Source organism: Pseudomonas kuykendallii, assembly GCF_900106975.1.
Lineage (GTDB): Bacteria > Pseudomonadota > Gammaproteobacteria > Pseudomonadales > Pseudomonadaceae > Pseudomonas_O > Pseudomonas_O kuykendallii.
On the sequence record NZ_FNNU01000006.1, the window covers coordinates 244651 to 268139 of the forward strand.

General features: G+C 65.2%; 23 protein-coding genes. 15 read left to right on the forward strand and 8 right to left on the reverse strand.

The features are described from left to right. Positions 1-18: 18 nt before the first annotated feature. Both BLV15_RS19235 and uraH read right to left on the reverse strand, forming a co-directional pair. Positions 19-762, reverse strand: a complete 744-nt coding sequence (locus tag BLV15_RS19235; RefSeq protein WP_090231314.1) for a GntR family transcriptional regulator — start codon at positions 760-762, stop codon at positions 19-21. A 254-nt stretch (positions 763-1016) separates the two neighbouring features. Continuing rightward, a complete protein-coding gene (uraH, locus tag BLV15_RS19240; RefSeq protein WP_090231315.1) occupies positions 1017-1370 on the reverse strand; it encodes a hydroxyisourate hydrolase in 354 nt (117 codons plus the stop codon). A gap of 299 nt (positions 1371-1669) precedes the next feature. Here uraH and puuE point away from each other — a divergent pair, with 299 nt between their 5' ends. From puuE to BLV15_RS19265, 5 genes are read left to right on the forward strand one after another with little or no spacing between them, the layout of a single operon-like run. Continuing rightward, entirely contained in the window at positions 1670-2596 is a 927-nt protein-coding gene (gene puuE, locus BLV15_RS19245) for an allantoinase PuuE (protein WP_090231316.1), read from the forward strand. Beyond that, complete coding sequence (gene uraD / locus BLV15_RS19250) at positions 2593-3108, forward strand: 2-oxo-4-hydroxy-4-carboxy-5-ureidoimidazoline decarboxylase (protein WP_090231317.1); 516 nt, start codon at positions 2593-2595, stop codon at positions 3106-3108. The genes puuE and uraD overlap by 4 nt, the downstream gene beginning before the upstream one ends. A 14-nt stretch (positions 3109-3122) precedes the next feature. Continuing rightward, positions 3123-4118, forward strand: coding sequence for an allantoicase (gene alc / locus BLV15_RS19255; RefSeq protein ID WP_090231318.1), 996 nt, complete (start codon positions 3123-3125; stop codon positions 4116-4118). A gap of 57 nt (positions 4119-4175) precedes the next feature. Beyond that, positions 4176-4679 carry an ureidoglycolate lyase gene (locus tag BLV15_RS19260; RefSeq protein ID WP_090231319.1) on the forward strand — a complete coding sequence of 168 codons (504 nt, stop codon included), beginning with the start codon at positions 4176-4178 and terminating at the stop codon, positions 4677-4679. 39 nt (positions 4680-4718) lie between these two features. Further along, positions 4719-5936: a urate hydroxylase PuuD gene (locus tag BLV15_RS19265; RefSeq protein WP_090231320.1), complete on the forward strand. Its 1218-nt coding sequence runs from the start codon at positions 4719-4721 to the stop codon at positions 5934-5936. A 36-nt stretch (positions 5937-5972) separates the two neighbouring features. Here the strand turns inward: BLV15_RS19265 and BLV15_RS19270 are convergent, their stop codons facing one another. Then, positions 5973-6209 (reverse strand): glutaredoxin family protein, encoded by a 237-nt coding sequence (locus tag BLV15_RS19270; RefSeq protein ID WP_090231321.1) that lies wholly within the window; start codon positions 6207-6209, stop codon positions 5973-5975. Between the two features lie 283 nt (positions 6210-6492). Here BLV15_RS19270 and BLV15_RS19275 point away from each other — a divergent pair, with 283 nt between their 5' ends. From BLV15_RS19275 to BLV15_RS19305, 7 genes are all read left to right on the forward strand, one after another. Next, the gene (locus BLV15_RS19275) at positions 6493-7884 is read left to right on the forward strand and encodes an OprD family porin (RefSeq protein ID WP_090231322.1); all 1392 of its coding nucleotides are present in this window, start codon (positions 6493-6495) and stop codon (positions 7882-7884) included. A gap of 296 nt (positions 7885-8180) precedes the next feature. Continuing rightward, on the forward strand, positions 8181-8534 hold the full coding sequence (locus BLV15_RS19280) for an ElaB/YgaM/YqjD family protein (protein WP_376747745.1): 354 nt from the start codon (positions 8181-8183) through the stop codon (positions 8532-8534). A gap of 9 nt (positions 8535-8543) precedes the next feature. Continuing rightward, positions 8544-8924: a phage holin family protein gene (locus BLV15_RS19285; protein WP_090231324.1), complete on the forward strand. Its 381-nt coding sequence runs from the start codon at positions 8544-8546 to the stop codon at positions 8922-8924. Then, the gene (locus tag BLV15_RS19290; protein WP_090231325.1) at positions 8921-9256 is read left to right on the forward strand and encodes a hypothetical protein; all 336 of its coding nucleotides are present in this window, start codon (positions 8921-8923) and stop codon (positions 9254-9256) included. Before BLV15_RS19285 ends, BLV15_RS19290 begins: the two co-directional genes overlap by 4 nt. A gap of 113 nt (positions 9257-9369) precedes the next feature. Continuing rightward, positions 9370-10530, forward strand: coding sequence for an EAL domain-containing protein (locus BLV15_RS19295; protein ID WP_090231326.1), 1161 nt, complete (start codon positions 9370-9372; stop codon positions 10528-10530). Between the two features lie 98 nt (positions 10531-10628). Continuing rightward, positions 10629-11960 carry a deoxyguanosinetriphosphate triphosphohydrolase gene (locus BLV15_RS19300; protein WP_090231327.1) on the forward strand — a complete coding sequence of 444 codons (1332 nt, stop codon included), beginning with the start codon at positions 10629-10631 and terminating at the stop codon, positions 11958-11960. A 149-nt stretch (positions 11961-12109) separates the two neighbouring features. Next, positions 12110-13174, forward strand: a complete 1065-nt coding sequence (locus BLV15_RS19305) for an FUSC family protein (protein ID WP_090231328.1) — start codon at positions 12110-12112, stop codon at positions 13172-13174. A 56-nt stretch (positions 13175-13230) separates the two neighbouring features. Here BLV15_RS19305 and BLV15_RS19310 read toward each other — a convergent pair whose 3' ends face one another. Further along, positions 13231-13572: a 50S ribosome-binding protein YggL gene (locus BLV15_RS19310; RefSeq protein WP_090231329.1), complete on the reverse strand. Its 342-nt coding sequence runs from the start codon at positions 13570-13572 to the stop codon at positions 13231-13233. A gap of 201 nt (positions 13573-13773) precedes the next feature. On the opposite strand from BLV15_RS19310, the gene dacB reads away from it, so the two are divergent. Next, the gene (gene dacB, locus BLV15_RS19315; protein WP_090231360.1) at positions 13774-15249 is read left to right on the forward strand and encodes a D-alanyl-D-alanine carboxypeptidase/D-alanyl-D-alanine endopeptidase; all 1476 of its coding nucleotides are present in this window, start codon (positions 13774-13776) and stop codon (positions 15247-15249) included. A gap of 42 nt (positions 15250-15291) precedes the next feature. Here the strand turns inward: dacB and BLV15_RS19320 are convergent, their stop codons facing one another. Both BLV15_RS19320 and rlmKL read right to left on the reverse strand, forming a co-directional pair. After that, entirely contained in the window at positions 15292-18090 is a 2799-nt protein-coding gene (locus tag BLV15_RS19320) for a sensor domain-containing diguanylate cyclase (RefSeq protein WP_090231330.1), read from the reverse strand. 46 nt (positions 18091-18136) lie between these two features. Beyond that, entirely contained in the window at positions 18137-20410 is a 2274-nt protein-coding gene (gene rlmKL, locus BLV15_RS19325; RefSeq protein WP_090231331.1) for a bifunctional 23S rRNA (guanine(2069)-N(7))-methyltransferase RlmK/23S rRNA (guanine(2445)-N(2))-methyltransferase RlmL, read from the reverse strand. A 417-nt stretch (positions 20411-20827) separates the two neighbouring features. Between rlmKL and rmf the strand changes: the two genes are divergently transcribed. Next, on the forward strand, positions 20828-21043 hold the full coding sequence (gene rmf, locus BLV15_RS19330; protein ID WP_090231332.1) for a ribosome modulation factor: 216 nt from the start codon (positions 20828-20830) through the stop codon (positions 21041-21043). Between the two features lie 94 nt (positions 21044-21137). On the opposite strand, the gene BLV15_RS19335 is transcribed toward rmf, so the two are convergent. Continuing rightward, positions 21138-22169, reverse strand: coding sequence for a quinone-dependent dihydroorotate dehydrogenase (locus BLV15_RS19335; RefSeq protein WP_090231333.1), 1032 nt, complete (start codon positions 22167-22169; stop codon positions 21138-21140). A gap of 54 nt (positions 22170-22223) precedes the next feature. After that, positions 22224-22445 carry a DUF2835 domain-containing protein gene (locus BLV15_RS19340; RefSeq protein WP_090231334.1) on the reverse strand — a complete coding sequence of 74 codons (222 nt, stop codon included), beginning with the start codon at positions 22443-22445 and terminating at the stop codon, positions 22224-22226. A 144-nt stretch (positions 22446-22589) separates the two neighbouring features. On the opposite strand from BLV15_RS19340, the gene BLV15_RS19345 reads away from it, so the two are divergent. Continuing rightward, the gene (locus BLV15_RS19345) at positions 22590-23471 is read left to right on the forward strand and encodes a DUF6685 family protein (protein WP_090231335.1); all 882 of its coding nucleotides are present in this window, start codon (positions 22590-22592) and stop codon (positions 23469-23471) included. The last annotated feature ends 18 nt before the right edge of the window (positions 23472-23489 follow it).

A 23489-nucleotide genomic window follows, 5' to 3' on the forward strand; every position in this document is an offset into this window, starting at 1 on the left:
TGTCGGCAACGACCGCGACTACGCCTTCCTGGCGGACGGCAGCAGGTGCGAGAACACCGCCTGCAGGTCATCCGAGGGCGCGCCTTCCTCGAAGTCGAGCTTGTCGTCGACACTGTCCATGTGCCGCATCATCAGCCCCACGGCGGTGTCGACGTCACGCGCCTCGAGGGCGTCGATCAGGCGCAGGTGCTCCTCGTCCGAGCAATGCGCCTGGTTGCGCTTTTCGTAGAGCGCGATGATCAGCGAGCTTTGCGAGATCAGGCTGCGCAGGAAGCCGATCAGCGGAACGTTGCCGGCCACTTCGGCGAGCTTGAGGTGGAATTCGCCGGACAGGCGAATGCCGGTGCCGCGATCACCGCGGGCAAAGCAGGCATGCTCCTCGGCCACGCACTGGCGCAGCTCGGCAATCTGCGCGGCGCTAGCGCGCTCGCAGGCCAGTTCGGTGATCGCCCGTTCGATCATCCGCCGCGCATGGAAGATCTGCCGCGCCTCGTCCGCCGTCGGGCTGGCCACCACGGCGCCGCGATTAGGCCGCAACAGCACCACGCCCTCATGCCCCAGCCGCGACAGCGCACGACGGATCACCGTGCGGCTGACCCCGAAGATGGCGCCGAGTGCCTCCTCGCTCAACTTGGTCGCCGGCGCCAGGCGCTGCTCGAGGATGGCGTCGAAGATGTGCGCATAAACCCGCTCGTCCTGGGTCCCGCTGCGGCGCTTGGCGCTGCGCACTGACTTGCTCCGGGGCTGCGACTCTGGGCTCATGCTGGTATCCGCGAACTGCCCGGCCGTGGGCCCGCGATGGCGGCCGACTCGCTCGAAGCAGGGAAAAGGGGCTCACATTGTACACAGACGATGCGAGAAATCGTTTACGGCAACGCCTGGGCAGTGCGTCGCGAGCGTGCAGGTCACGCGGGTAATCAACCGCGCCGCCCCGTTTCGGGTCACCAGACAAGCGACCTGCCCATCCGGCATTCATGAACGCCTGAACGCGGCTCCATCCACGGTGCATGACGACACTAGCTGCCGCGGTAGGTCGAATAGCTGTAAGGCGAGATCAGCAGCGGAACGTGGTAATGCTCCTGGGCGGCATCGATGCCAAAGCGCAGCACCACCACGTCGAGGAACGCCGGTTCGGCGAGGGCGATGCCGCAGGCGCGGTAATAGTCGCCGGCGTGGAAGTGCAGCTGGTAAACGCCCGAACGGTAATCCTGGCCTTCGAGCAGCGGCGCGTCGCAGCGCCCGTCTTCATTGCTGCGCGTGCGGGCGAGCAGGCGCAACTCGGCGCCTTCAACGCGATACAGCTCGATCAGGATGTCGCGGCCCGGCCGGCCCTGCGAGGCATCCAGTACGTGGGTAGTCAGTCGTCCCATTGCGATCGCGGCCGCGCCGCGCCTCCTCGGATGTAAGCCCGTGATACGGGCGGATTGAACGGATTGTTGCACAGCGCCGCACGCGTCACGGACGCAAAACCCCGCTCGGACGAATCGGCCGAAAATCACGTGCGCTGCGGCCTTCATGGAAAACTCCTGACCAGGTAGGCAAGTTTTTTGCTACGGTTTTCGGTCATGGACGCCGCCGGTTTCGACGCACGATAACTGTTCGCAAAGCATAATCAAATCTGTATACAATTTCTCCACGCATGTACCTCCAGGATCCAAGGACAGCTGCCGTGAGTGCCGAATACCCCCGCGACCTGATCGGTTACGCCGATCGCCCTCCTCATCCGCAGTGGCCCGGCGAGGCACGCATCGCGCTTTCCTTCGTGCTCAATTACGAGGAAGGCGGCGAACGCAACATCCTTCATGGCGACAAGGAATCCGAGGCGTTCCTCTCCGAGATGGTCGCTGCGCAGCCGCTGCAGGGCGTGCGTAACATGAGCATGGAGTCGCTCTATGAATACGGCAGCCGCGCCGGCGTCTGGCGACTGCTCAAGCTGTTCGACAAACACGCCATCCCGCTGACCATCTTCGCCGTGGCCATGGCCGCGCAGCGTCATCCGGATGTGATCCGCGCGATGGTCGCCGCCGGCCACGAAATCTGCAGCCACGGCCTGCGCTGGATCGACTACCAGTACATGGACGAAGCCCAGGAGCGCGAGCACCTGAACGAAGCCGTGCGCATTCTCAGCGAACTCACCGGCGAGCGCCCGCTCGGCTGGTACACCGGGCGCACCGGCCCTAACACCCGGCGCCTGGTGCGCGAGGAAGGCGGCTTCCTCTACGACTCGGACACCTACGACGACGACCTGCCCTACTGGGACCCGGAAAGCCCGGACAAGGCGCATCTGGTAATCCCCTACACCCTCGACACCAACGACATGCGCTTCACCCAGGTGCAGGGTTTCAACAAGGGCGACGACTTCTTCGAGTACCTGAAGGACGCCTTCGACGTGCTCTACGCCGAAGGCGAAGCCGGCGCCCCGAAGATGCTTTCCATCGGCATGCATTGCCGCCTGCTCGGCCGCCCGGCGCGGCTCGCGGCGCTGCAGCGATTCCTCGACTACGTGAAGGGCCACGACAAGGTCTGGTTCGCCCGCCGCGTCGACATCGCCCGCCACTGGCACGCCACCCACCCGTTCAAGGGAGGCCGTGCATGAGCCGTTTCCGCACCCTGACGCCGTCGACGCTGGATCGCGCAGCCTTCGTCGAGGCCTTCGCCGACATCTACGAGCACTCGCCCTGGGTCGCCGAACGCACCTTCGACCAGGGCGTCGAAGCCGGCTTCGACGAGGTCGAGGTGCTCCAGGCGCGGATGGCCGAGGTGCTGCTCGCGGCCAGTCATGCCGAACAGCTGGCCCTGATCAACGCCCACCCGGACCTGGCCGGCAAGGCCGCCGTGCGCGGCGAACTGACCGCCGCCTCCACCTCGGAACAGTCCGGCGCCGGCATCCACGAATGCACCGCCGAGGAGTTCGCCCGCTTCACCGAACTCAACGCCGCCTACAAGGCGCGCTTCGGCTTCCCCTTCATCATGGCGGTGAAAGGCAGCAACCGGCACCAGATCCTCGCCGCCTTCGAGGAACGCATCCACCACTCGCCAGAGCAGGAATTCGCCCGCGCCCTGGCCGAAATAAACAAGATCGCGCTGTTCCGCCTGCAAGCGCTGTAACCGACGAGAAGACCATGAAGACCTACGCCGCACCCTTCGAAAAATACCTCAACCTCGCCGACGCCCGCCTCGGCACCAAGGCGCTGTCGGTCACCGACGACTGGTTCGCCGACGTCAACCGCCTGTTCCAGCCGACGCCGGCGGTGTGGAAGGAAGGCGTGTTCGACGACAACGGCAAGTGGATGGACGGCTGGGAGTCGCGCCGCAAGCGCTTCGAGGGGTACGACAGCGCGGTGATCCGCCTGGGCATCGCCGGCTCGATCAAGGGCGTCGACATCGACACCAGCCACTTCACCGGCAACTACCCGCCGTCCGCCTCGCTGGAGGCCTGTTTCATCGCCGAAGGCGATCCGGACGACGCCACCGAGTGGACCGAGGTGCTCCCCGCCGTCGAACTGCAGGGCAACAGCCACCACTACCACGCCGTCGCCGACGACCGCCCCTGGACTCATCTGCGCTTCAACATCTACCCGGATGGCGGCGTGGCGCGCCTGCGCGTCTATGGCATCCCGCATCGCGACTGGTCCGCGCAGAGCGCCGACGAACAGATCGACCTCGCCTCGGCGCTCAACGGCGGCCGCGCGCTGGCCTGTTCCGACGAGCACTACGGCAGCATGGGCAACCTGCTCAACCCCGGCCGCGGGGTGAACATGGGCGACGGCTGGGAGACCGCCCGCCGCCGCACGCCGGGCAACGACTGGGTGATCATCGCCCTCGGTCATCCTGGCGAGATCGAGCGGATCGTCGTCGACACCCTGCACTTCAAGGGCAACTACCCGGACAGCTGCTCGATCCAGGCGGCGTTCGTCAAAGGCGGCACCGACAGCCAGATCGAGACCCAAAGCCTGTTCTGGCGCGAACTGCTGCCCAGCCAGAAGCTGCAGATGCACCAGGAACACGAGTTCGCCGAGCAGATCGTCAAACTCGGCCCGATCACTCACGTGCGCCTGAACGTGTTCCCGGACGGTGGCGTCAGCCGCCTGCGCCTGTTCGGCAAACTGGCTAAGTAAGTACCGAAGCCTTCCTTCCAGCGAAGGGAGGACGTTCACTCAGGAAAGCGGACTGCCATGCGCACACTGATCATCGAGCCCCTGACCAAGGAAGCCTTCGCCCCCTTCGGCGACGTCATCGAAACCGAAGGCAGCGACTTCTTCATGATCAACAACGGCTCCACCCGCCGCTATCACAAGCTGGCCACGGTGGAGACCCACCTGCCCGACGACCAGGCGATCATCAGCATCTTCCGCGCCGAGGCGCTGAAGATGCCGCTGACCATCCGCATGCTCGAACGCCACCCGCAGGGCAGCCAGGCCTTCGTGCCGCTGCTCGGCAAGCCGTTCCTGGTGGTGGTCGCCCCGCCCGGCGACAGCCCCGATCCGGCGCAGGTGCGGGCCTTCATCAGCGACGGCCGACAGGGCGTGAACTATCGCCGCGGCGTCTGGCATCACCCGGTACTGGCGATCGCCGCGCAGGACGACTTCCTGGTGGTCGACCGCAGCGGCGCCGGCAACAACTGCGACGAACATTTTTTCGACGAGAGCGAGCAGTTGCTCCTCGACCCCGAGCTTTGAAGGACTGGTAGCCGCCGCTGCAGGCATGAGGTAGAAATCTTGGAAGCACACTTGACCGAATGGCTGAACCTGACCATTCGCTGGATACACATGATCGTCGGGGTCGCCTGGATCGGCGCTTCCTTCTATTTCGTCTGGCTGGAGAACAACCTGGACCGGCGCAATCCGCGCGAAGGGTTGTCCGGCGACCTCTGGGCGATCCACGGCGGCGGCATCTACCACCTGGAAAAGTACAAGCTCGCGCCGCCGCAGATGCCGGAGAACCTGCACTGGTTCAAGTGGGAGGCCTACAGCACCTGGCTTTCCGGCTTCGCCCTGCTGATGGTGGTCTATTACCTGAACCCCGGCGTCTACCTGCTCGCGCCGGGCAGCTCGCTGAGCCCGGCACAGGCGGTGCTGGTGGGCCTGGGCGCGCTGATCGCCGGCTGGTTCATCTATGACCTGCTCTGCGAATCCGCCCTCGGCAAGCACCCGGCGCTGCTTGGCCTGACCCTCTTCGTGCTGATCGTGTTCGCCGCCTGGGGCTTCTCCCAGGTGTTCAGCGGCCGTGCCGCCTACATCCATACCGGCGCGCTGATCGGCACCATCATGGTCGGCAATGTGTTCCGCACCATCATGCCGGCGCAACGCGCGCTGGTGGCGGCCATCGAACAGAACCGCGAACCCGATCCGGCGCTGCCGGCCAAGGGCCTGCTGCGCTCGCGGCACAACAACTACTTCACCCTGCCCGTGCTGTTCATCATGATCAGCAACCACTTCCCGAGCACCTACGGCAGCCACTACAACTGGCTGATCCTCGCCGCCATCTCCGTGCTCGCCGTGCTGGTCCGCCACTACTTCAACACCCGCCACGCCACCGGCAAGTTCGCCTGGGCGCTGCCGCTGGCGGCGCTGGGGATGATCAGCCTGGCGTTCGTCACCTCGGGAAGACTCGGCACGCCCGCCACCCCCGCGCCGAACGCGCAGCCGGCTGCCCAGCAGGCACCGGCAGCCCGCGAGTTCGACAAGGTCAGTGCGGTGATTCATGAACGCTGCACGGTCTGCCATTCGGCGCAGCCAACCAGCCCGTTGTTCAGCGCAGCGCCGGCGGGTGTAATGTTCGACACGCCGCAGCAAATCCAGCAGATGGCACCGCGCATCCAGGCACAAGCGGTGACCAACCAGATCATGCCGCTGGGCAACATCACCCAGATGACCCAGCAGGAACGCGACCTGATCGGCGCCTGGATCGCCAACGGCGCCGCACTGGACAAATGAGGGGAGCCTCCGCCGCCTCAGGGTGCGGCGGAGCGCTCAGCGAAGAAAAGCGACTATCTGGTCAGAATCGAACGGCCAGACCAGTTCGGCCCACGAATCGCAGCGGCGCAGTACCGGAATCGACAGCCCGTACTGCTCCACCCACTCCTCCCGCTCGGCGATGTCCACCAGCTCGACCAGCAGGCCGTTCTCGACGAACGGCATGAGCATGGCCTCCGCCAACTCGCACAAATGGCAGCCCGAAGTCCCCAACAGCTGGCATTCCGGAAGCATCTCGACGCTCCTGTAAAAACATCTCGCCGCAGTCTACCACCGGCTGTCCAAGCGCAACGCCAGGCTGTAGGATCAACCCGCCCAAGGAAGGGGATGCGCTTGGAAGGGAGTTAATAAAGCCGGCCCCCTGAATTTCGTCTTTTCCAGAGCGCTCTGGCTCTTTGGTAGGACCAGGCAAGCCGACTAAAGTCTAAGCGCCTAGATAGTTACTACATGTTTTATTCATCGCGCCGTAACCGGTCGGTCAGGAATCGACCAGCATCCATTCGAGGAGACAACAATAATGAGCAGCACCCCACTTGCCCGCGCTATCGCTCTCGCAGCACTGGGCGCCAGCATCGCAGTGCCCTCCCTGGCCCAGGCCGAGTTCCTGAAGGACAGCAAGGTCAGCCTGTCCCTGCGCAACTTCTACTACGACAACGATAACCGCGACCCCTATACGGGTTCGGCTCCCACGACTCCAGATGGTTACGACCAGCGCGAATGGGCGCAGGCATTCCGTGCCGACTACATCTCCGGCTTTACCGAAGGCACCGTCGGCTTCGGCTTGGACGTGCAGGGACTGCTCGCACTTCATCTCGATGGCGGCAAAGGTCACCACCCCGACAGCAACAGCTTTATTCCCAGCGATAGCGATCGCTCGGCAGTAGGTGCCTGGAACCGCATGGGCGCGACTGCCAAGGCTCGCTTTTCCAAGTCTGAACTGCGCTATGGCAACACATTGATGCCGAGCCTGCCCGTAATCCAGTCGAACGATTCGCGCGTGCTGCCGCAGGCCTACGAAGGCGGTATGGTCACCTCGAAGGAAATCGACAACGTAGTGTTCAGCGCAGGCCAACTGAGCCATGTGATCAGCCGCGCATCGAGCAACTACACCAGTCTGTCGGTTTCGGGCGGCACCCGCGGCAGCAACCAGTTCCGCTTCGCCGGTGCCGACTGGAAGGTCAACAAGGAGCTGACCCTCCAGTACTACTACGCGAACCTGGAAAACTACTACGACCAGCACTTCGCCGGCCTGACCCACGTTTATCCGATCAGCGACAACCAGTCGTTCAAGACCGACCTGCGCTACTTCAAGTCCGGCGACGACGGCAAGAATGGCCAAAGCGGCTATTTCTTCAGTAACAACGGTGGTTACGCCAAAAACGCGAACGAAGTAGACAACACCACCTGGAGCGCCATGTTCACCTACAGCCTCGGCGGTCATGCGCTGATGCTCGGCCACCAGCGCGTATCGGATGACGGCGGCTTCGTCTGGCTGAACCAGGGTAGCGTTACCGGCGCGAGTGGCGGCAACGAGGGCAACGGTGGCTCCGACTTCTACCTGTTCACCAACGCCATGGTTAACCAGTTCGCCCGTGCGGGCGAGCAATCGACCTTCGGTCAGTACAGCTACGACTTCGCCAAAGTCGGCATTCCGGGCCTGAAGGCATCCATTGCCTATATCAGCGGCGACAACATCAAGGACGATCCGACCCGAACTACTGATGGTGTGGGCGGCGATCACAAAGAGTGGGAACGCGACGAGCGTATCGACTACGTCTTCCAGGAAGGCGCGCTCAAAGGCTTTGGCGTGACCCTGCGTCACGGTACCTACCGCGGCTACACCGGTGCGGCCAACGCCGATACCGACCAGACCCGCCTGATCTTCAACTACACCCTGCAACTGATGTAATCAGCGGCAGAAAGAAAGCCCGCCTCAAGGCGGGTTTTTTTTGCCCGCGAATCGCTGCCCGAGGCGCATGGCAATGACAAACGTCCAGCGAGCCGCCACTATCGGCATGCGTTGCGCTCGCCCCGCACGGGAAGGGAGCGCACGCTATGCACGACGCACCAGGAATGCTCAGACAGTCGTCTCGACCGCCTCGGGAACCTTGCCGCAAGCCAGGGGCTCGAAAGATAGAGACACTCACCAGTGGCAATAGCCCCAAGGAGATTGACGTGGCCGTACAAGACACCCTGAATCCTTCCGTGAACGACGAACTCGACCCGCTCGCCCAGATCGACGTGCCCGAGCACAAGCGCAACCTGCGCGACGCCCAGGAGGCGCTCGCCGCCGAGTTCCAGACCCTGATCGCCGACACCGAGCGTCTGCTGCAGCACACCAAGGAGGTCGCTGGCGCCCAGGCGGACGAACTGCGGGTCAAGATCAACGAGAACATCACCCGCGCCAAGGGCATGCTCAAGGAGCGCGAGAACGTCTGCCGCGACCAGAGCAAGGCCGCGATCGAGGCGACCGAAGAGTACGTGCACCTGCATCCGTGGCAGTCGATCGGTATCGCCGCAGGTGTTGGTTTCCTGCTAGGACTGATCAGCCGCCGCTAAGGAGAACCAATGGACGCTTCGCCATCTGAAAACGCTCCCAAGCCCTCGCTGAAGAAGCTGGGCGGAGCGTTCGTCGGGCTCATGCAGGGTCATCTGGAGCTGATCGGAATAGAGCTTCAGGAAGAGAAATCGAGAACCTTCCAACTGTTCATCTTTTCCGGTCTGAGTCTGTTCTTCGGGCTCCTGGTGACCATAGGCATTTCGGCCGCCATCCTGATCGGTTTCTGGGACAGCTACCGGCTCGCGGCCATCATCGGGTTGTGCGTCGTGTATGGCCTGGGACTGATCATCTGCGTGCTGCGCGCGGTCCGGCTTGCCGAGATGGCCAGCGTTCCGTTCCAGGCGACCGTCGAAGAACTGGCCCGCAATCGGGAGCGACTCCTGCCATGAGCCATCTTTCCAGTGCTACCCGACGCGCCATGCGCAAGGACCTCGTCCGCCTGCGCATGGAGATGCACCGCCAACAGTTGCTGTACCACTCGCAGCCGTTATCGCACCCCTTGCAGCAGGCGAAACAGTTCATGTCCGCCCGCAGTTCCGCCTCGACGAACAAGACGCCGCTGGTGATCGGTGCGGGGATCGTGCTGACGCTGTTCGGCAAGCGCCTGGGCATGCTGGGCAAGATCGCCCGGCTTGGGCTGGCGGTCTATCCGCTGGTCAAGGCGTTCGGTTCCGTCGAGAAAAAAACCGTCGTGGTCGAACGTCCCGTCGTGCGACCTTAGTAAAAGGCCGGCGCAGCGCTGGCCGCATTCTTGCAAACAGTGGGAAACAATTCGGCCGAAACTCGTTACCATGCCTTTGAATTGTTTCCCTTTCTCTGATCAAGGATGCGTCCGTGATAAACGGGCAAGCAATAGCATTTTTCCAACCGTTCATCGATACCGCCACCGGCCTCATCGCAGGCGTCGAGGCCCTGGGTCGACTGCGCCAGGAGGACGGCGCCGTATCGTCCGTCGGCCCCCTCTTCGTCGATCCCAAGGTTTCCCCCAGCGCGCTGCGCAGACTCGATCGCCAGATTCGCGATAACGCCCTGAGCCGCCTGGACGAAGCGCCCGCCGACTGGTTTCTCAGCATCAACATCTCGCCGCGCTGGATCAGCCGCCTGCGACCCAGCCAGCCGCTTCCCAGCCTCAAGCAACTGCGCGCCCATGGCATTGCGCCGGAACGCATCGTTTTCGAAATCACCGAACTGGGCGGCGCGAGCCTGCGCCTGCCGGAAGTTGTCCAACGCTATCGCGAGGCCGGTGCCCGCATCGCCATCGATGACTTCGGCGCCGGTTACTCGCAGCTGGATCGCGTGCTGGCCCTGCAGCCGGACATCCTCAAGCTCGACATGCGCCTGTTCCAGGAAGCCGCCCGTGGCGGGCCGAGCGGAGAGGTGGTCAAGGCCCTGGCGCAGATGGCCGAGAAGACCGGTTGCTGGATCATCGCCGAGGGCGTGGAGACCGAGGCCGAGCTGGATTTCGCCCTCGAATGTGGCGCCCGCTACGTGCAGGGCTACCTGTTCGCCCGGCCGGAGGAGAACTTCTTCCCCTCGGACGCCTTCGTCGAGCGCTTCGCTGCGCTGCGCGAGCATTACGTGCAGCGCAAGCTGGCCGAACGCGCGCGACTGGTGGCGCTGCGTCAGCAACTCACTCAATTGATGAGCAGCCTGCGCACACTGGCTTCCGACGGTTTTCCCCACAGCATTCCGCCACCGGTCCAGTACCCGTGGCTGCTGCGGGTCTACGAGTGCGATCGCCACGGCACCCAGGTCAGCCCCAACCTGGAGTGGCGTAACGGCGCCTGGCACGAAGATACGCGCTACCTGAACCACAACTGGTCGTGGCGCCCGTACTTCTACCAGTTGCTCGCCGAGGGCTGGGAAGAGCGCCGCCTGACGCTCTCCAGCACCTACCGCGACGCCACGACCAACCAGTACTGCCTGACAGCCGGGTTGTTCATCGACAACGGCCGGCGCCTGCTGCTGGTGGATATCGACGCCGCCGGACTCTGACGCGCGGGACGCGCCGACGTTGCCGGTCGGGCCGGCTTGAATAGACCGCCCACAACCGGGAAGCTAGCGGGTCCATTCATCCACGATGAGTACCCGCTTTGGATTGGCAGACCCTGCTCACCCGCGAACGCCTCGGCAAGTCCCTGCAGAACACCGAAGAACTGGGACGCAGCCCTTTCCACAAGGACCACGACCGGATCATCTTCTCGGGCGCGTTCCGCCGCCTGGGGCGCAAGACCCAGGTTCATCCGGTCACCAGCAACGACCATATCCACACACGCCTGACCCACTCGCTGGAAGTCAGCTGCGTCGGCCGCTCGCTGGGCATGCGAGCCGGCGAGGTGCTGCGCGATGAGCTGCCGGACTGGTGCGATCCCGCCGACCTGGGAATGATCGTGCAATCGGCCTGCCTGGCCCACGACATCGGCAACCCGCCGTTCGGCCACTCCGGCGAAGACGCCATCCGCCACTGGTTCCTGCAGGCCGCCGGGCGCGGCTGGCTGGACGACATGAGCGATGTCGAGCGTGCCGACTTCCTCAACTTCGAAGGCAACGCCCAGGGTTTTCGGGTGCTCACCCAGCTGGAATACCACCAGTTCGATGGCGGCACGCGGCTCACCTACGCAACGCTCGGCACCTACCTGAAATACCCCTGGACGTCCCGCCACGCGCAATCGCCCGGCTACAAGAAGCACAAGTTCGGCTGCTACCAGAGCGAGCTGCCGCTGCTCGAGCAGATCGTCGGCAAGCTCGGCCTGCCCTTGCTGGAGGAGCAACGCTGGGCGCGTCATCCGCTGGTCTACCTGATGGAGGCCGCGGACGACATCTGCTACGCGCTGATCGACCTGGAAGATGGCCTGGAGATGGAGCTGCTCGACTACAGCGAGGTCGAGGAACTGCTGCTCGACCTGGTCGAAGGCGACCTCCCCGAAACCTACCGCCAGCTGGGCCCGAAGGACTCGCGGCGGCGCAAGCTGGCGATCCTGCGCGGCAAGGCCATCGAGCACCTGACCAACGCCGCGGCCCAGGCTTTCGTCGAACAGCAAGGCGCGCTGCTTGCCGGTACCCTGCAAGGCGATCTGGTCGAGCACATGCAGGGCTCGGCGAAACACTGCGTGCTGCGCGCCAAGGCCATCGCGCGGGAGCGGATTTTCCAGGACAAGCGCAAGACGCTGCACGAGATCGGCGCCTATACGACCCTGGAAATCCTTCTCAACGCCTTCTGCGGCGCGGCGCTGGAGCAGCATGGTGGTCGCACGCCGTCGTTCAAGCACCAGCGGATACTCGACCTGCTCGGCAACAACGCCCCGAAACCCGATGGCTCGCTGCACCACTCGTTCCTGCGCATGATCGATTTCATCGCCGGCATGACCGACAGCTATGCCAGCGAGATGGCGCGGGAAATGACCGGTCGTTCGGCGCCGACCTGAGGCAGCTCCGGCAGGCGGGCATCGGGCGCGGACGGATCGGAGGGAACGACCGGGGCGAACCGTCAGTCTATGAGCGCTGACGGGCCGCACGGCCACGAAGACGACGTCACGCCCTACGAGGTGCGGCAGCCTGAGGAAAACCAGCACCGATGCACAGGGTTCTACGCACAAGCCTGACCTGGAAAGCGCAACCGCCCGCCTGGGGACCGGCGATGGTGGCGGGTATCGGCTGTGGATTGCCCCTGCTCCTCGGGCTGTTCAGCGCCCACCCCGGATTTCTCTGGGCCTCGGTCGGCGCGTTCCAGGCATCCCAGGCCAATCCGCTGCATCGCCTGGGCATGTTGCGCATGCTCCTGCTGATCGCGCTGGGCGCCTGCAGCGCCGCGCTGGGCTTCTGGGCCGCGCCCTGGCCCACCAGCAGCCTGATGCTGTTCGCGGCCTTCGGCTTCCTTCTCGCCTGGCTACAACGGTTCGGCAACGAGGCCGGCAAGCTCGGCGTCGGCCTGGCGGTCTGCCTGAGCCTCGGCCACGGCCAGCAAACGATGGGCGCATTGCACAACCCCTACGCGGTCGCCGCCCTGTTCGTCCTCGGCGGTCTCTGGGTCACGCTGCTCGCCTTCGCCCTGCGGGGTGGCCATGGGTTGCGCATGTGGCCGCGCCTGCCGCGCTTCGTCTCGCTGCTCAAGGTACTTCGCCGCCACGCGCAGCGCCTGCCCCGCCGCGAATGGCGCCTGCATGCGCTGGGCTGCATGCTGGCCTGCGGGCTGGCCGGCCTGCTGGTGAACCTCGCCAATCTGCCGCGCGGGTACTGGCTGACGGTGGCGGTCATCACCACCCTGCAACTGGAGTTCCACAACAGCCTCGTGCGCGCCGTACAGGCCAGCGCCGCCAGCCTGGCGGCCGCCGTGCTGCTGGTGTTCATCGGCCATAGCCTGCAAAGCCCGGCGTTGATGGTGGCGACGCTGCTGCCGCTGATCGTTCTGAGCCGCGCCTTCCAGGTCAATCATTACGGGCTGTTCGTGCTGCAGACGACGTTCTGCTTCGTGCTGCTGTCGGAGAGTCTGTCGCGCGACTGGCATCTACCGGGCGTGCGCCTTCTCAACTCGCTGCTTGGGGTGGCATTGGCGTTGCTGGTGGCCCAGGTGATCGACCTGCTGCGCAAGCGTCTGGACCGAAAAGCGGAACCGGCGGATACCGGCGAAAGGCGGGGGTGACGCGGTGTTGCGATCGCGGGCGCGTTCCGTGACGGAGCCGCGCCTGCGCTCAGGTGTTACGCCGGGTTGATCGGGTTTTCCGGATACCAGACGTCCATCAGCGGGCTGAGCTTGTACTCGGTCAGTTCGCTGCGGCCCTTCAGCCAGGCTTCGACCTGGGTACGCTGTTCTTCGTCGACCGAACCGCGCTTGCCGAGGCAGACGAAGCCGTAGTCGTCGCCGCCGACATAGCTCAGGCCATTGGCCGCGATGGCATCGTCGAGGAAGGCATCGAGGAAATCGTCGATCGCCTTGTCGTCGAGGCCGTCTTTGTAGGTCAGGTTCAGCTCGAAGCCCAGCTCCTGGAATTCATCGACGCAGAGTTTCTTGCGCAGGCGGCGGGAACGGTTGGTAGCCATGGAGTAAGTCCTCGAGAGTGATAAACGCGCGGCACTCTAGCAGTTTAGCCGGCCGCGCGCCCGCCTCCATGACGCCGAAGGGAAATAACGGCGCCTCAATCATCGTTCGGCAGCGCCGCGGCCTTCGGGCATAATGCGGCCACTTCCCTGACGATGTGGGAATTTCCCCCTATGCCACGCTTCGCTTTCTCTCTCCTGCCCATGAATCGAATTCTTCGCCGCCTGGCCCTCGCCAGCCTGCTGCCGCTCGCCATCGGGGCGCCGTCTTCCAGTTTTGCCGCCAATGTCAGTACCTCGCTGCCGGACAAGGTGCAGCAGACGCTGAAGGCCAACAAGATCTCGCCCAACTCCCTCTCCCTGGTGGCCATACCGCTCAACGGCCCGGGCCAGACCACCATCTACAACGCCGACGTGTCGGTGAACCCGGCGTCCACCATGAAACTGGTGACCACCTACGCCGCCCTGGAAATGCTCGGCCCGACCTACCAGTGGCGCACCGAGTTCTACGCCGACGGACAGCTCAAGGATGGCGTGCTCAACGGCAACCTCTACCTCAAGGGCGGCGGCGATCCCAAGCTGAACATGGAGAAGCTCTGGCTGCTGATGCGCGACCTGCGCGCCAACGGCGTACAGAAAGTCACCGGCGACCTGGTGCTCGACCGCAGCTACTTCATCCAGCCCAACCTGCCGGAGTTCAACGACGACGGCGGCGACAGCAACAAGCCGTTCCTGGTCCGCCCGGACTCGCTGCTGATCAACCTCAAGGCCATGCGCTTCATCGCCCGCACCGACAGCGGCAAGGTTTCGGTCGCGGTCGAACCGCCGATGGCCAACGTGCAGATCGACAACCGGGTCAAGCCGCTGAAGGCGAGCAAGTGCAAGACCTACCCGGACGTCGTCTACAACTCGGTGAACAACCCCAACGGCGGCGTCACCGTGACGGCCAGCGGCGAACTGGCCGAAGGTTGCAGCGCACAGACCTACCTGTCGCTGCTCGATCACAAGGACTACGCCGCCGGCGCCGTGCGGGCGATCTGGCAGGAACTGGGCGGCAGCATCCTCGGCGGCAACCGCGTCGACGTGGTACCCAAGGACGCCCGCCTGCTGGCCCGTGCCTATTCGCCGGACCTGGTCGAGATCATCCGCGACATCAACAAGTTCAGTAACAACACCATGGCCCAGCAGCTGTTCCTCAGCCTCGGCGCGCAGTTTCGCAACGACGCCGATGGCGACGACGGCAAGGCCGCGCAACGCGTGGTGCGCCAGTGGCTGGCGAAGAAGGGACTGACCGCACCGCACCTGGTGATGGAGAACGGCTCCGGGCTGTCGCGGGACGAGCGGGTCAGCGCGCGCGAGATGGCGACCCTGCTGCAAGCCGCATGGGGAAGCCGTTATGCCGCGGAGTACATTTCCTCGCTGCCCTTGGCGGCGATGGACGGGACGATGCGCAAGCGCCTGCACAAAACCGCCCTGGTCGGCGAGGCCCACATCAAGACCGGCACGCTGAACAACGTGCGCGCCATCGCCGGTTTCAGTCGCGACATCAACGGCAACACCTGGGCGGTGGTGGCGATCCTCAACGATCCGCGGCCGTGGGGCGCCTCCTCGGTGCTCGACCAGATCCTCGTCGAGCTGTATCGCCAGCCCAAGCTCGCCAACAGCACCGCCACGCGTTGAGGTCCACGGGCGCACCGTCAGCTATGACGGCGCGCCTGCTGCTCAACCGTAGTTCACCACCACCCGATCCCTTCCCGCCTGCTTCGCCGCGTAGACGCCCGCGTCCGCCCGGCGCAGCAACGCGTCGGCGTCCTCTCCCGCCTGCCACAGGGCCACGCCGAAACTGGCGGTGGCCACGCCCACGCCCTCGACCGGATCGCGGCGTAGCTCTTCGAGCAACGCGCGGGCGAGGATTTCCGCCTGTTGCAGATCGGTATCCGGGCAGAGCACGGCGAACTCTTCGCCGCCAAGACGGCAGAACACGTCGCTGCGCCGCACCCGCTGGCCGATGCGCTGGCTGATCCGCTTGAGCACCAGGTCCCCGGTGCCGTGACCGAACTGGTCGTTGATCTGCTTGAAGCGATCGATGTCCAGCATCACCACCGACAGCGCGCCGGGATGGCGCTGCAGACGCACGATCTGGATTTCCAGCTGCTGCTGGAAGTAGCGGCGGTTATACACGCCGGTGAGCGAGTCGGTGATCGACAGCTCGCGCAGCTCCTGTTCGACCAGCTTGAGGCCGGTGATGTCGGAGAGGTAGCCGTGCCAGAGCACCGCGCCGTCCGCCAGCCGCTCGGGCAGCGCCTCGGCGCGGAACCAGCGCAATCCTTTGCCGGGCAGCAGCGCGCGGTAGTCCTCGGTCCAGAAGCTCAGGCGTTCGGCCGAACGCTGGATGGACTCATCGACCCGCGCCCGGTCGTCCGGATGCACGCGCTCGTGAATCAGCGATGCATCCCGGCGCAACGCCTCGGGCTCGATCTCGTAGACCTCGCGGATTCCCGCGCTGACGTAGGGATAGCTGGCGGTGCCATCCGGGTTCAACTGGTACTGATAGATCACCCCCGGCACCCGCGAGCTGAGTTTCTCCAGCAACTGATCGCGCGCCTCGAGCGCCGCGCGCACGCGACGCCGCTCGGTGATGTCGGTGGCGATGCCGAGAATGCCGACCAGCGTGCCCGCCTCGTCGCGAATGCCGGTGAGGACCAGGTTGACGGTGAGCCTGCTGCCGTCGCGGCGAACGAACGTCCATTCGCGCTCGTCATGGCGATTCTCCCGGAGCACCTCGAAGGCGATGGCCTCCAGGGGTTCCACCGGCCTGCCCAGCTGTTGGCCGAGTTCCTCGGCCCGCCGCTGCAGTTCTTCGGGATCATGCAATTGCAGCACGCTCAGTTGGCCGACGGCTTCCTGCGCCGAATAGCCAAGCATGCGCTGGGCGCCGACGTTGAACGTCATCACCTGGCCCTGCATGTCCGTCGCGACGATGGACACCTGGGTCGCCGCGTCCAGCAGTCCGCTCAACTGGCCGTGGGCGCGCGCCAGTTCCAGCTCCGCCGCCTTGCGCCAACTGACATCGGAATGCGTGCCGATGGCGCGGGTGGGTTTGCCCTCGGCGTCGCGCTCGACCACCTTGCCGCGGTCCAGAATCCAGGCCCAGGTGCCGTCGCGACGCAGCATGCGGTATTCGCACAGGTAGCTCGGCAGCTCGCCGTCGAAATGCCGCTGCAGGGTGTCCACCGCGCGCGGCAGGTCGTCCGGGTGCACCCGCTTGCTCCACTCGTCCAAGCCGCTACCGATGTCTTCCTCCGCATAACCCAGCCCGCTCTTCCAGGCGCCGGAGAAGAACATGGTGTCGGTGCGCATGTCCCAGTCCCAGACCCCGTCGCCCGAGCCGTCCAGGGCGAAGCTCCAGCGCCGTTCGCTGGCCGCCAGCTCCTGCTCGCGAGCCCGCAGGTCGGCGGTGCGCTCGGTGACCAGCGCCAGGGCGCGCTGGCGCTGGTTGACCAGGCTGTAGAGAAAGGCACTGATCAGCAGCGTGAGGACGATGCCGAACAGCACCACCCAGATCACCAGCGGCGACTGGTTGGCCTGCATGAACAGGTCGGTCGGCTGGATTCTCAGCTCGAACAGCCGGTTATCCAGGGGAAATTGCAAGGCGTAACGCATCTCGCTGTGCGCCGCGAGATCCTCGGAACGGTACAGCGACTGCGGCGAGTCGCCCGTCACGTCCAGCAGTTCGACCATCAGGTTGTGCCGGCTCTTGTCGGAGATGCCCGACTCCATGAGGCTCTGCAGGCTCACCAGCGCCCCCACGTAGCCCTGCAGCGCCCCGCTCGGCGATGACGGCGTGGCGTTGTAGACCGGGGCGAAGATCAGCAGCCCGCGGTCCTGTGGGCGGCGGCTGCCGAACAGCGCGATGCTTTCGGAAATGATCGTGCGGTTCTCCGTCCGCGCACGGTCGAGCAGCGGCTGCAGCGAGCCGTAGGACAGCAGGTCGAAGCCCAGCGGGCGGCGCGGCGCCTGGTGCGAGACGCTGTAGAGCAAGGGAAAGTATTCGGCGCGTTCGCCGGCCGGGCGCAGCGCCAGATCGTCCCCTTCCGGATCGGCGAGCTCGCGGATGCGGAAGTCTGCCACGCCATCCTGGCGTACGGCGGCCTCGAAGGCGTCGCGGGCACTCGCCTCGATGCGCGGATACCAGGTCAGCGCGAAGGTGTCGTTCAGCAGTGGCTCGCTGTAGCCCTCGAAAGACCGGCGATCGACGTCCTCGGAAAAAACGAAGAACCGCCTCAGCGCGTCCAGACGCTGGGTCTGGTCGATCAGCCGCTCCCGGGCCAGGCTGGCACGCTCGACGGCGGCCAGCTCGAAGCGCTCCTGCAACTGCTGCTCATAGAAGTGACGCGTTACGATGGACACCGCGACAGTGATCAGCGCGCCCACGATCAGCGACGCGCCGATGGTCATCCAGCCAGCCGTGGCTGGATCTATGTAGCCCCGATTCTTCTTGAATGCGTTCGGTCGCTTCATACACCACTCTGTTGGGGAGAGGTCGGCCTGCCCGGGCGCGGTTTGCTCAGCCGTTCAACGGCTGAAGGCGCCAGGCGCGGTGGATACGCGGGTTGCGGGCGAAATCGGCGGCGATGGTCTCGGCGCTGATTTCCTCCACCCGGTAACGCTGGGCAAGTGCCTCATCGAGCTGGAACTTGCGGAAATTGTTGGAAAAATAGACTACGCCAGCGGGCGCCAGGCGTGCCATCGCCAGGTCCAGCAACTGCACATGGTCGCGCTGCACGTCGAACACGCCCTCCATGCGCTTGGAATTGGAGAAGGTCGGCGGGTCGATGAAGATCAGCTCGTACTGGTTGGTGTCGGCGGCCAGCCAGGCCATCACGTCGCCCTGCTCCAGGCGGTTCTTGTCGGAGAAGCCGTTGAGCGACAGGTTGCGCCGCGCCCAGTCCAGGTAGGTCTTCGACAGGTCGACGCTGGTGGTGGTCCGCGCGCCGCCCTTGGCCGCATGCACGGTGGCCGTGGCGGTGTAGCAGAACAGGTTGAGGAAGCGCTTGCCGGCCGCCTCGCGCTGGATGCGCAGGCGCAGCGGGCGGTGGTCGAGGAACAGCCCGGTGTCGAGGTAGTCGGTGAGGTTCACCAGCAACTTGACGCCGCCCTCGCTGACTTCAACGAATTTGCCCTGGGCGCTCTGCCGCTCGTACTGTTTGGTGCCGCTCTGGCGCTCGCGTCGCTTGATGATCACCCGGCTCTTGTCGATGTTCAGCGCCTGCGGGATCGCCGCTAGGGCATCGAACAGGCGGGCCTGGGCCTTTTCCGGATCGATCGACTTGGGCGCGGCGTATTCCTGTACGTGCACCCAGTCGTGGTACAGATCGACGGCCAGGGCGTACTCCGGCATGTCGGCGTCATACACACGGTAGCAGTCGATGCCCTCGCGCCTGGCCCATTTGCCCAGTTGCTTGAGGTTCTTCTGCAGGCGGTTGGCGAACATCTGCCCGCCTTCGCTCAGACGAGCCTGCTCGACCACCGGCGCGGGCGCCGGTGTCGGTTTGATCGGGTTGCCGTTCCGGTTGAGCTTCGGCGCTTGCGCGGTTTCCTCGACCAACGCCTGCGCCTGCTCGCGTTCGACCTGACGCTGCTCCGCCGTGCGCCGCTCGCCGGTGACGAACTGATCCGGCTGCACCTTGATCAGCAGCAGCTTGCAGGGCAAGGCGCCATTCCAGAACGCGTACTGCTTGTGGCTGCGGATGCCCATGCGCTTGCCAAGGTCCGGCGCGCCGGTGAAGACCGCCGCCTCCCAGCCCATGCACGCCTGGCGCAGACGTTCGCCGAGGTTCTGGTAGAGGTACAGCAGGCTCGCCTCGTCACCCAGGCGCTCGCCGTAGGGCGGGTTGCTGATGACCAGGCCTCTCTGATTCTGGTCCGGACGCGGCTCGAAGGTCGCCACTTCGCCCTGGTAGACCTTGATCCAGTCACCCAGCCCGGCACGCTCGATGTTGTTGCGCGCCGGCTGGATCAGTCGTGGATCGGCCTCGTAGCCGCGAATCCACAGCGGCGGCCGTGCCAGGCCGGCGGCGGCACGCTCCTGGGCTTCGCCCTGCAGTTTCTTCCACAAGGCCGGCACGTGGCCCAGCCATTCGCTGAAGCCCCACTGCTCGCGGGTCAGGTTCGGCGCGATGTCGGCGGCGATCATCGCTGCCTCCACCAGGAAGGTGCCGACACCACACATGGGGTCCGCCAGCGCTCCGCCCTCGGCGGCGATGCGCGGCCAGCCGGCACGGATCAGGACCGCCGCGGCGAGGTTTTCCTTCAGCGGCGCCGCGCCCTGCTGCAAGCGGTAGCCGCGCTGGTGCAGGCTGTGCCCAGACAGGTCGAGGGACAGAATCGCCTCGCCGCGGTCCAGGCGCAGGTGCACGCGCAGATGCGGGTTGATCTTGTCCACCGAGGGCCGCGTGCCGTCGGCCTGGCGCAGACGATCGACGATCGCATCCTTGACCTTCAGCGCGCCGAAGTGGGTGTTGTCGATGCCCGAACCATGACCGCTGAACTCCACCGCCAGGCTGCCGTCGGGCTGAAGATGTTCGCTCCAGTCGATGGCATGAACGCCATCGTACAGCGATTCGGCGTCCTTGATCGTGAAGCGGTCGAGAACCAGCAGAACGCGGTTGGCCAGGCGCGACCAGAGGCACAGTGTGTAGGCCAGCTCCAGGCTGCCGAAACCGCGAATCGCCGCGGTCTGTTCGCGCGGTTCTTCCAGCCCCAGGGCAGTGGCTTCTTCGAGTAGCAGCCCTTCGAGGCTCTTGGGGCAGGTGAGAACGAGTTCATAACGGTCCGACATGAGTTTCCAGGTGCCTGCGGCGGTCGATGACGGACAGTGTCTGCCGCGTCAGAAAGTGGCAAAAGGTCGTACACGACCCTTCGTCGGAATAGTGAGCCCTTACAGGCAAGAGTAGTTCGCAATAACGCCCTGGTCGGCGCCCCGTCTACTGCCGCGGTTGCACCGGCCTTCATGCGCCGTCAGGTGCCAACCCGCCCTGTTCTTATGGCCTCACTCAGAAAAGCATTACGTGCTTATGACAAAACGATCATTCCAATGCTTCCGGGCATTGGTTAGAACTCAGTTACCCCATCGGTGCAACGCCGCTGGAAGGAGACCGCGACGCCGGCAGCGGCTCCGTCGGCAGATCGCATTCTGCCTGGCCTCGCCACGAGGCCAACGGGACATATAACAGTCAACCAGTGAGGGCAACACCCTATGAGAAGACTTAAGCGTGATCCGTTGGAACGAGCATTCTTGCGTGGTTATCAGCACGGCATTCATGGTAAATCCCGCGACCTTTGTCCTTTCACCCTTGCGGCCACCCGCCAAGCCTGGATCAACGGCTGGCGCGAGGGACGTGGCGATCAGTGGGATGGATTTACCGGCACCGCCGGCATTCATCGTCTTAACGAACTTCACGCCGTCGGCTGATCAGGATCGATTACATCTCATGAAGCGCGCCCCATCCGGGCGGCGGGCGTAGTGCCCAGGGCTCCTTCGGGAGCCCTTTTTCATGGCTCCGAAGCTAGCGAGCCGAGCCGGGCAGCGCCGCAATGGCGTCGACGGCGGCACGGATCAGCGCCGGGCCCTTGTAGATGAACCCTGAATAGACCTGCACCAGGCTGGCGCCGGCGGCGATCTTCTCTGCCGCATGCTTGCCTTCGGTGATGCCGCCTACCGCGATGATCGGCAGTCGCCCGCCCAGCTCGCCGGCCAACACCTTCACCGTATGCGTACTCTTGTCGCGTACCGGAGCGCCGGACAACCCGCCCGCCTCGTCGCCGTGCTGCAACCCTTCGACGCCTTCGCGGCCGAGCGTGGTGTTGGTGGCGATCACCGCGTCCATGCCCCCATCGCGCAGCGCCTCGGCGACCAGCACGGTTTCCTCGTCGGTCATGTCCGGGGCGATCTTGATCGCCAGCGGCACGCGTTTGCCGTGCTTCGCCGTCAGGTCTTCTTGGCGCTGGCGCAGGGCCTCGAGCAACTGCTTGAGCGAGTCGCCGAACTGCAGGCTGCGCAGCCCCGGCGTGTTCGGCGAGCTGACGTTGACCGTCACGTAGCTGGCGTGGGCGTAGACCTTGTCCAGGCAGATCAGGTAGTCGTCCACCGCGCGCTCGACCGGCGTGTCGAAGTTCTTGCCGATGTTGATGCCGAGGATGCCGTCGAACTTCGCCGCGGCGACCCGCTGCAACAGGTAGTCGACGCCGCGGTTGTTGAAGCCCATGCGGTTGATGATCGCCTCGGCTTCCTGCAGGCGGAACAGCCGTGGCTTGGGGTTGCCCGGCTGCGGACGCGGCGTGATGGTGCCGATCTCGACGAAACCGAAACCCAGCTGGGCGAACCCGTCGATGGCATCGCCGTTCTTGTCCAGACCCGCGGCCAGGCCCACCGGATTGGGAAACTCCAGACCCATCACCGACACCGGCAGTTTTGCCGGCGGCTTGGTCAGCAGGCGATTGATGCCCAGCCGCCCGCCTGCACCGATCAGGTCCAGGGACAGGTCATGGGAGGTTTCCGGGGAGAGTCTGAACAGCAGGTCGCGAGCCAGGGTATACATTGGGCGGGCTTCGGGTCGTGAGCGAGCCGCGGATTATAGCCGGGGCGGCGACCTTCAAGCGAGGCGCCGTAGCTCCAGCAGCTCGCCGGAATCGCTCACCTGTAGCTCGAAGGCGCCGTGCACGCCGTCATGGACGAAATACGGCCGCAGGTGATGAGCCGGCAGGCTCACGCTCCGGCCGTCCCGAGCCTTGAGCAGGATGCGGTTGGCGCGGCCCTGATAGAGCGCCAGCAGGCGGTCGGCAGGGATGTGGATGTCGAGCAGGATGCGCTGCATGGCGTGTCCGTGGGATCGGTTTCGCGAAGTGTGCCACAGCGCTTCATCCGGGAAGAATCGACTCTCCGACGTCAAAAGATTGTTGTAGCGTCAACCCGCCGTCCATAGCCAAACTGCGGCCATTACGGGAGTAGAAGCGCCGCCATGTCCGTGCCCGAACCACCCTCCTTCGCCATGCGCCTGTCCCAGTTTGCGCAGCGTTTGGGCCTGGGCGGCCGGCAGCGCCCGCGACTCGAGCACGCCGGGCTGGAGCATCTGCCATTCAAGGCGCTGCAGCGACCGGAGGACAGTATCTGGTGGCAGGACGGCCCGCCGCTGGAACGCCTGTTCGACCTGCCGCGCGGCGCGCTCTCTGGTCCGGTGCAGCAGGTCAAGGCGCAAGCCCACGCGCTGCTGGTGCGCTGCGTCGAGCTGCAGAGCCTGGAGAGCGAGGCCTTCGACCTGCGCGAACTGGACGGCGTCTGCGCGCCGCGCGGCGAGCACCCCCCGCTTGCGCATCTGGAAGATTTCGCGACAACGCCGGCCGGGCGCGCGGTGCGCATCATCAGCTACAAGGATTTCGTCAAGGCGATCAGCCTGGCCCTGCCTCGCTACCTCAGCGGCCAGCAGATCGAGGTGCGCCAGGCCGACTGGCACGGCAACCGGTTGTACTGGGGTGGCCACCAGCAGGTAGCGGCCTTCGGCGTGGCGCTGGCCTATGCGCGCCGGCGTGGGCTGCAGGTGATCCTTCCGGCGATCCGCCAGCACTACCGGCTGAACCCAGCCGGACTCGCGGCGCTGGACGCAGCCTTCCACGTGCTCGCGCTGCCGGAGCAGGCCTGGGCACATCCCCAATTCATGGACCTGCTGCTGAGCAGCGGCACGCCCTACGCGCGCCTCGACCAGATCAGCCCGCCCGGAACGCCGGAATGGCTGCTGCTGCCGCGCGAGGAAGCCGCCGCCGATGCGCTGGGCCGTGCCCTACGCCAGGCCGGCGCTGCAGACGTGCCGAGCTTTCTCGCCAGCCTGAGCGACACCCGCGCCTGAAGAAGCGGCCCCCGCGCG

Bases quoted from the DNA above. Each gene is read 5' to 3' on its own strand.
- BLV15_RS19235 (WP_090231314.1), bottom strand. From the start codon at position 762: ATGAGCCCAGAGTCGCAGCCCCGGAGCAAGTCAGTGCGCAGCGCCAAG.
- uraH (WP_090231315.1), bottom strand. From the start codon at position 1,370: ATGGGACGACTGACTACCCACGTACTGGATGCCTCGCAGGGCCGGCCG.
- uraD (WP_090231317.1), top strand. From the start codon at position 2,593: ATGAGCCGTTTCCGCACCCTGACGCCGTCGACGCTGGATCGCGCAGCC.
- alc (WP_090231318.1), top strand. From the start codon at position 3,123: ATGAAGACCTACGCCGCACCCTTCGAAAAATACCTCAACCTCGCCGAC.
- BLV15_RS19260 (WP_090231319.1), top strand. From the start codon at position 4,176: ATGCGCACACTGATCATCGAGCCCCTGACCAAGGAAGCCTTCGCCCCC.
- BLV15_RS19270 (WP_090231321.1), bottom strand. From the start codon at position 6,209: ATGCTTCCGGAATGCCAGCTGTTGGGGACTTCGGGCTGCCATTTGTGC.
- BLV15_RS19275 (WP_090231322.1), top strand. From the start codon at position 6,493: ATGAGCAGCACCCCACTTGCCCGCGCTATCGCTCTCGCAGCACTGGGC.
- BLV15_RS19285 (WP_090231324.1), top strand. From the start codon at position 8,544: ATGGACGCTTCGCCATCTGAAAACGCTCCCAAGCCCTCGCTGAAGAAG.
- BLV15_RS19290 (WP_090231325.1), top strand. From the start codon at position 8,921: ATGAGCCATCTTTCCAGTGCTACCCGACGCGCCATGCGCAAGGACCTC.
- BLV15_RS19305 (WP_090231328.1), top strand. From the start codon at position 12,110: ATGCACAGGGTTCTACGCACAAGCCTGACCTGGAAAGCGCAACCGCCC.
- BLV15_RS19310 (WP_090231329.1), bottom strand. From the start codon at position 13,572: ATGGCTACCAACCGTTCCCGCCGCCTGCGCAAGAAACTCTGCGTCGAT.
- dacB (WP_090231360.1), top strand. From the start codon at position 13,774: ATGAATCGAATTCTTCGCCGCCTGGCCCTCGCCAGCCTGCTGCCGCTC.
- BLV15_RS19320 (WP_090231330.1), bottom strand. From the start codon at position 18,090: ATGAAGCGACCGAACGCATTCAAGAAGAATCGGGGCTACATAGATCCA.
- rlmKL (WP_090231331.1), bottom strand. From the start codon at position 20,410: ATGTCGGACCGTTATGAACTCGTTCTCACCTGCCCCAAGAGCCTCGAA.
- rmf (WP_090231332.1), top strand. From the start codon at position 20,828: ATGAGAAGACTTAAGCGTGATCCGTTGGAACGAGCATTCTTGCGTGGT.
- BLV15_RS19335 (WP_090231333.1), bottom strand. From the start codon at position 22,169: ATGTATACCCTGGCTCGCGACCTGCTGTTCAGACTCTCCCCGGAAACC.
- BLV15_RS19340 (WP_090231334.1), bottom strand. From the start codon at position 22,445: ATGCAGCGCATCCTGCTCGACATCCACATCCCTGCCGACCGCCTGCTG.
- BLV15_RS19345 (WP_090231335.1), top strand. From the start codon at position 22,590: ATGTCCGTGCCCGAACCACCCTCCTTCGCCATGCGCCTGTCCCAGTTT.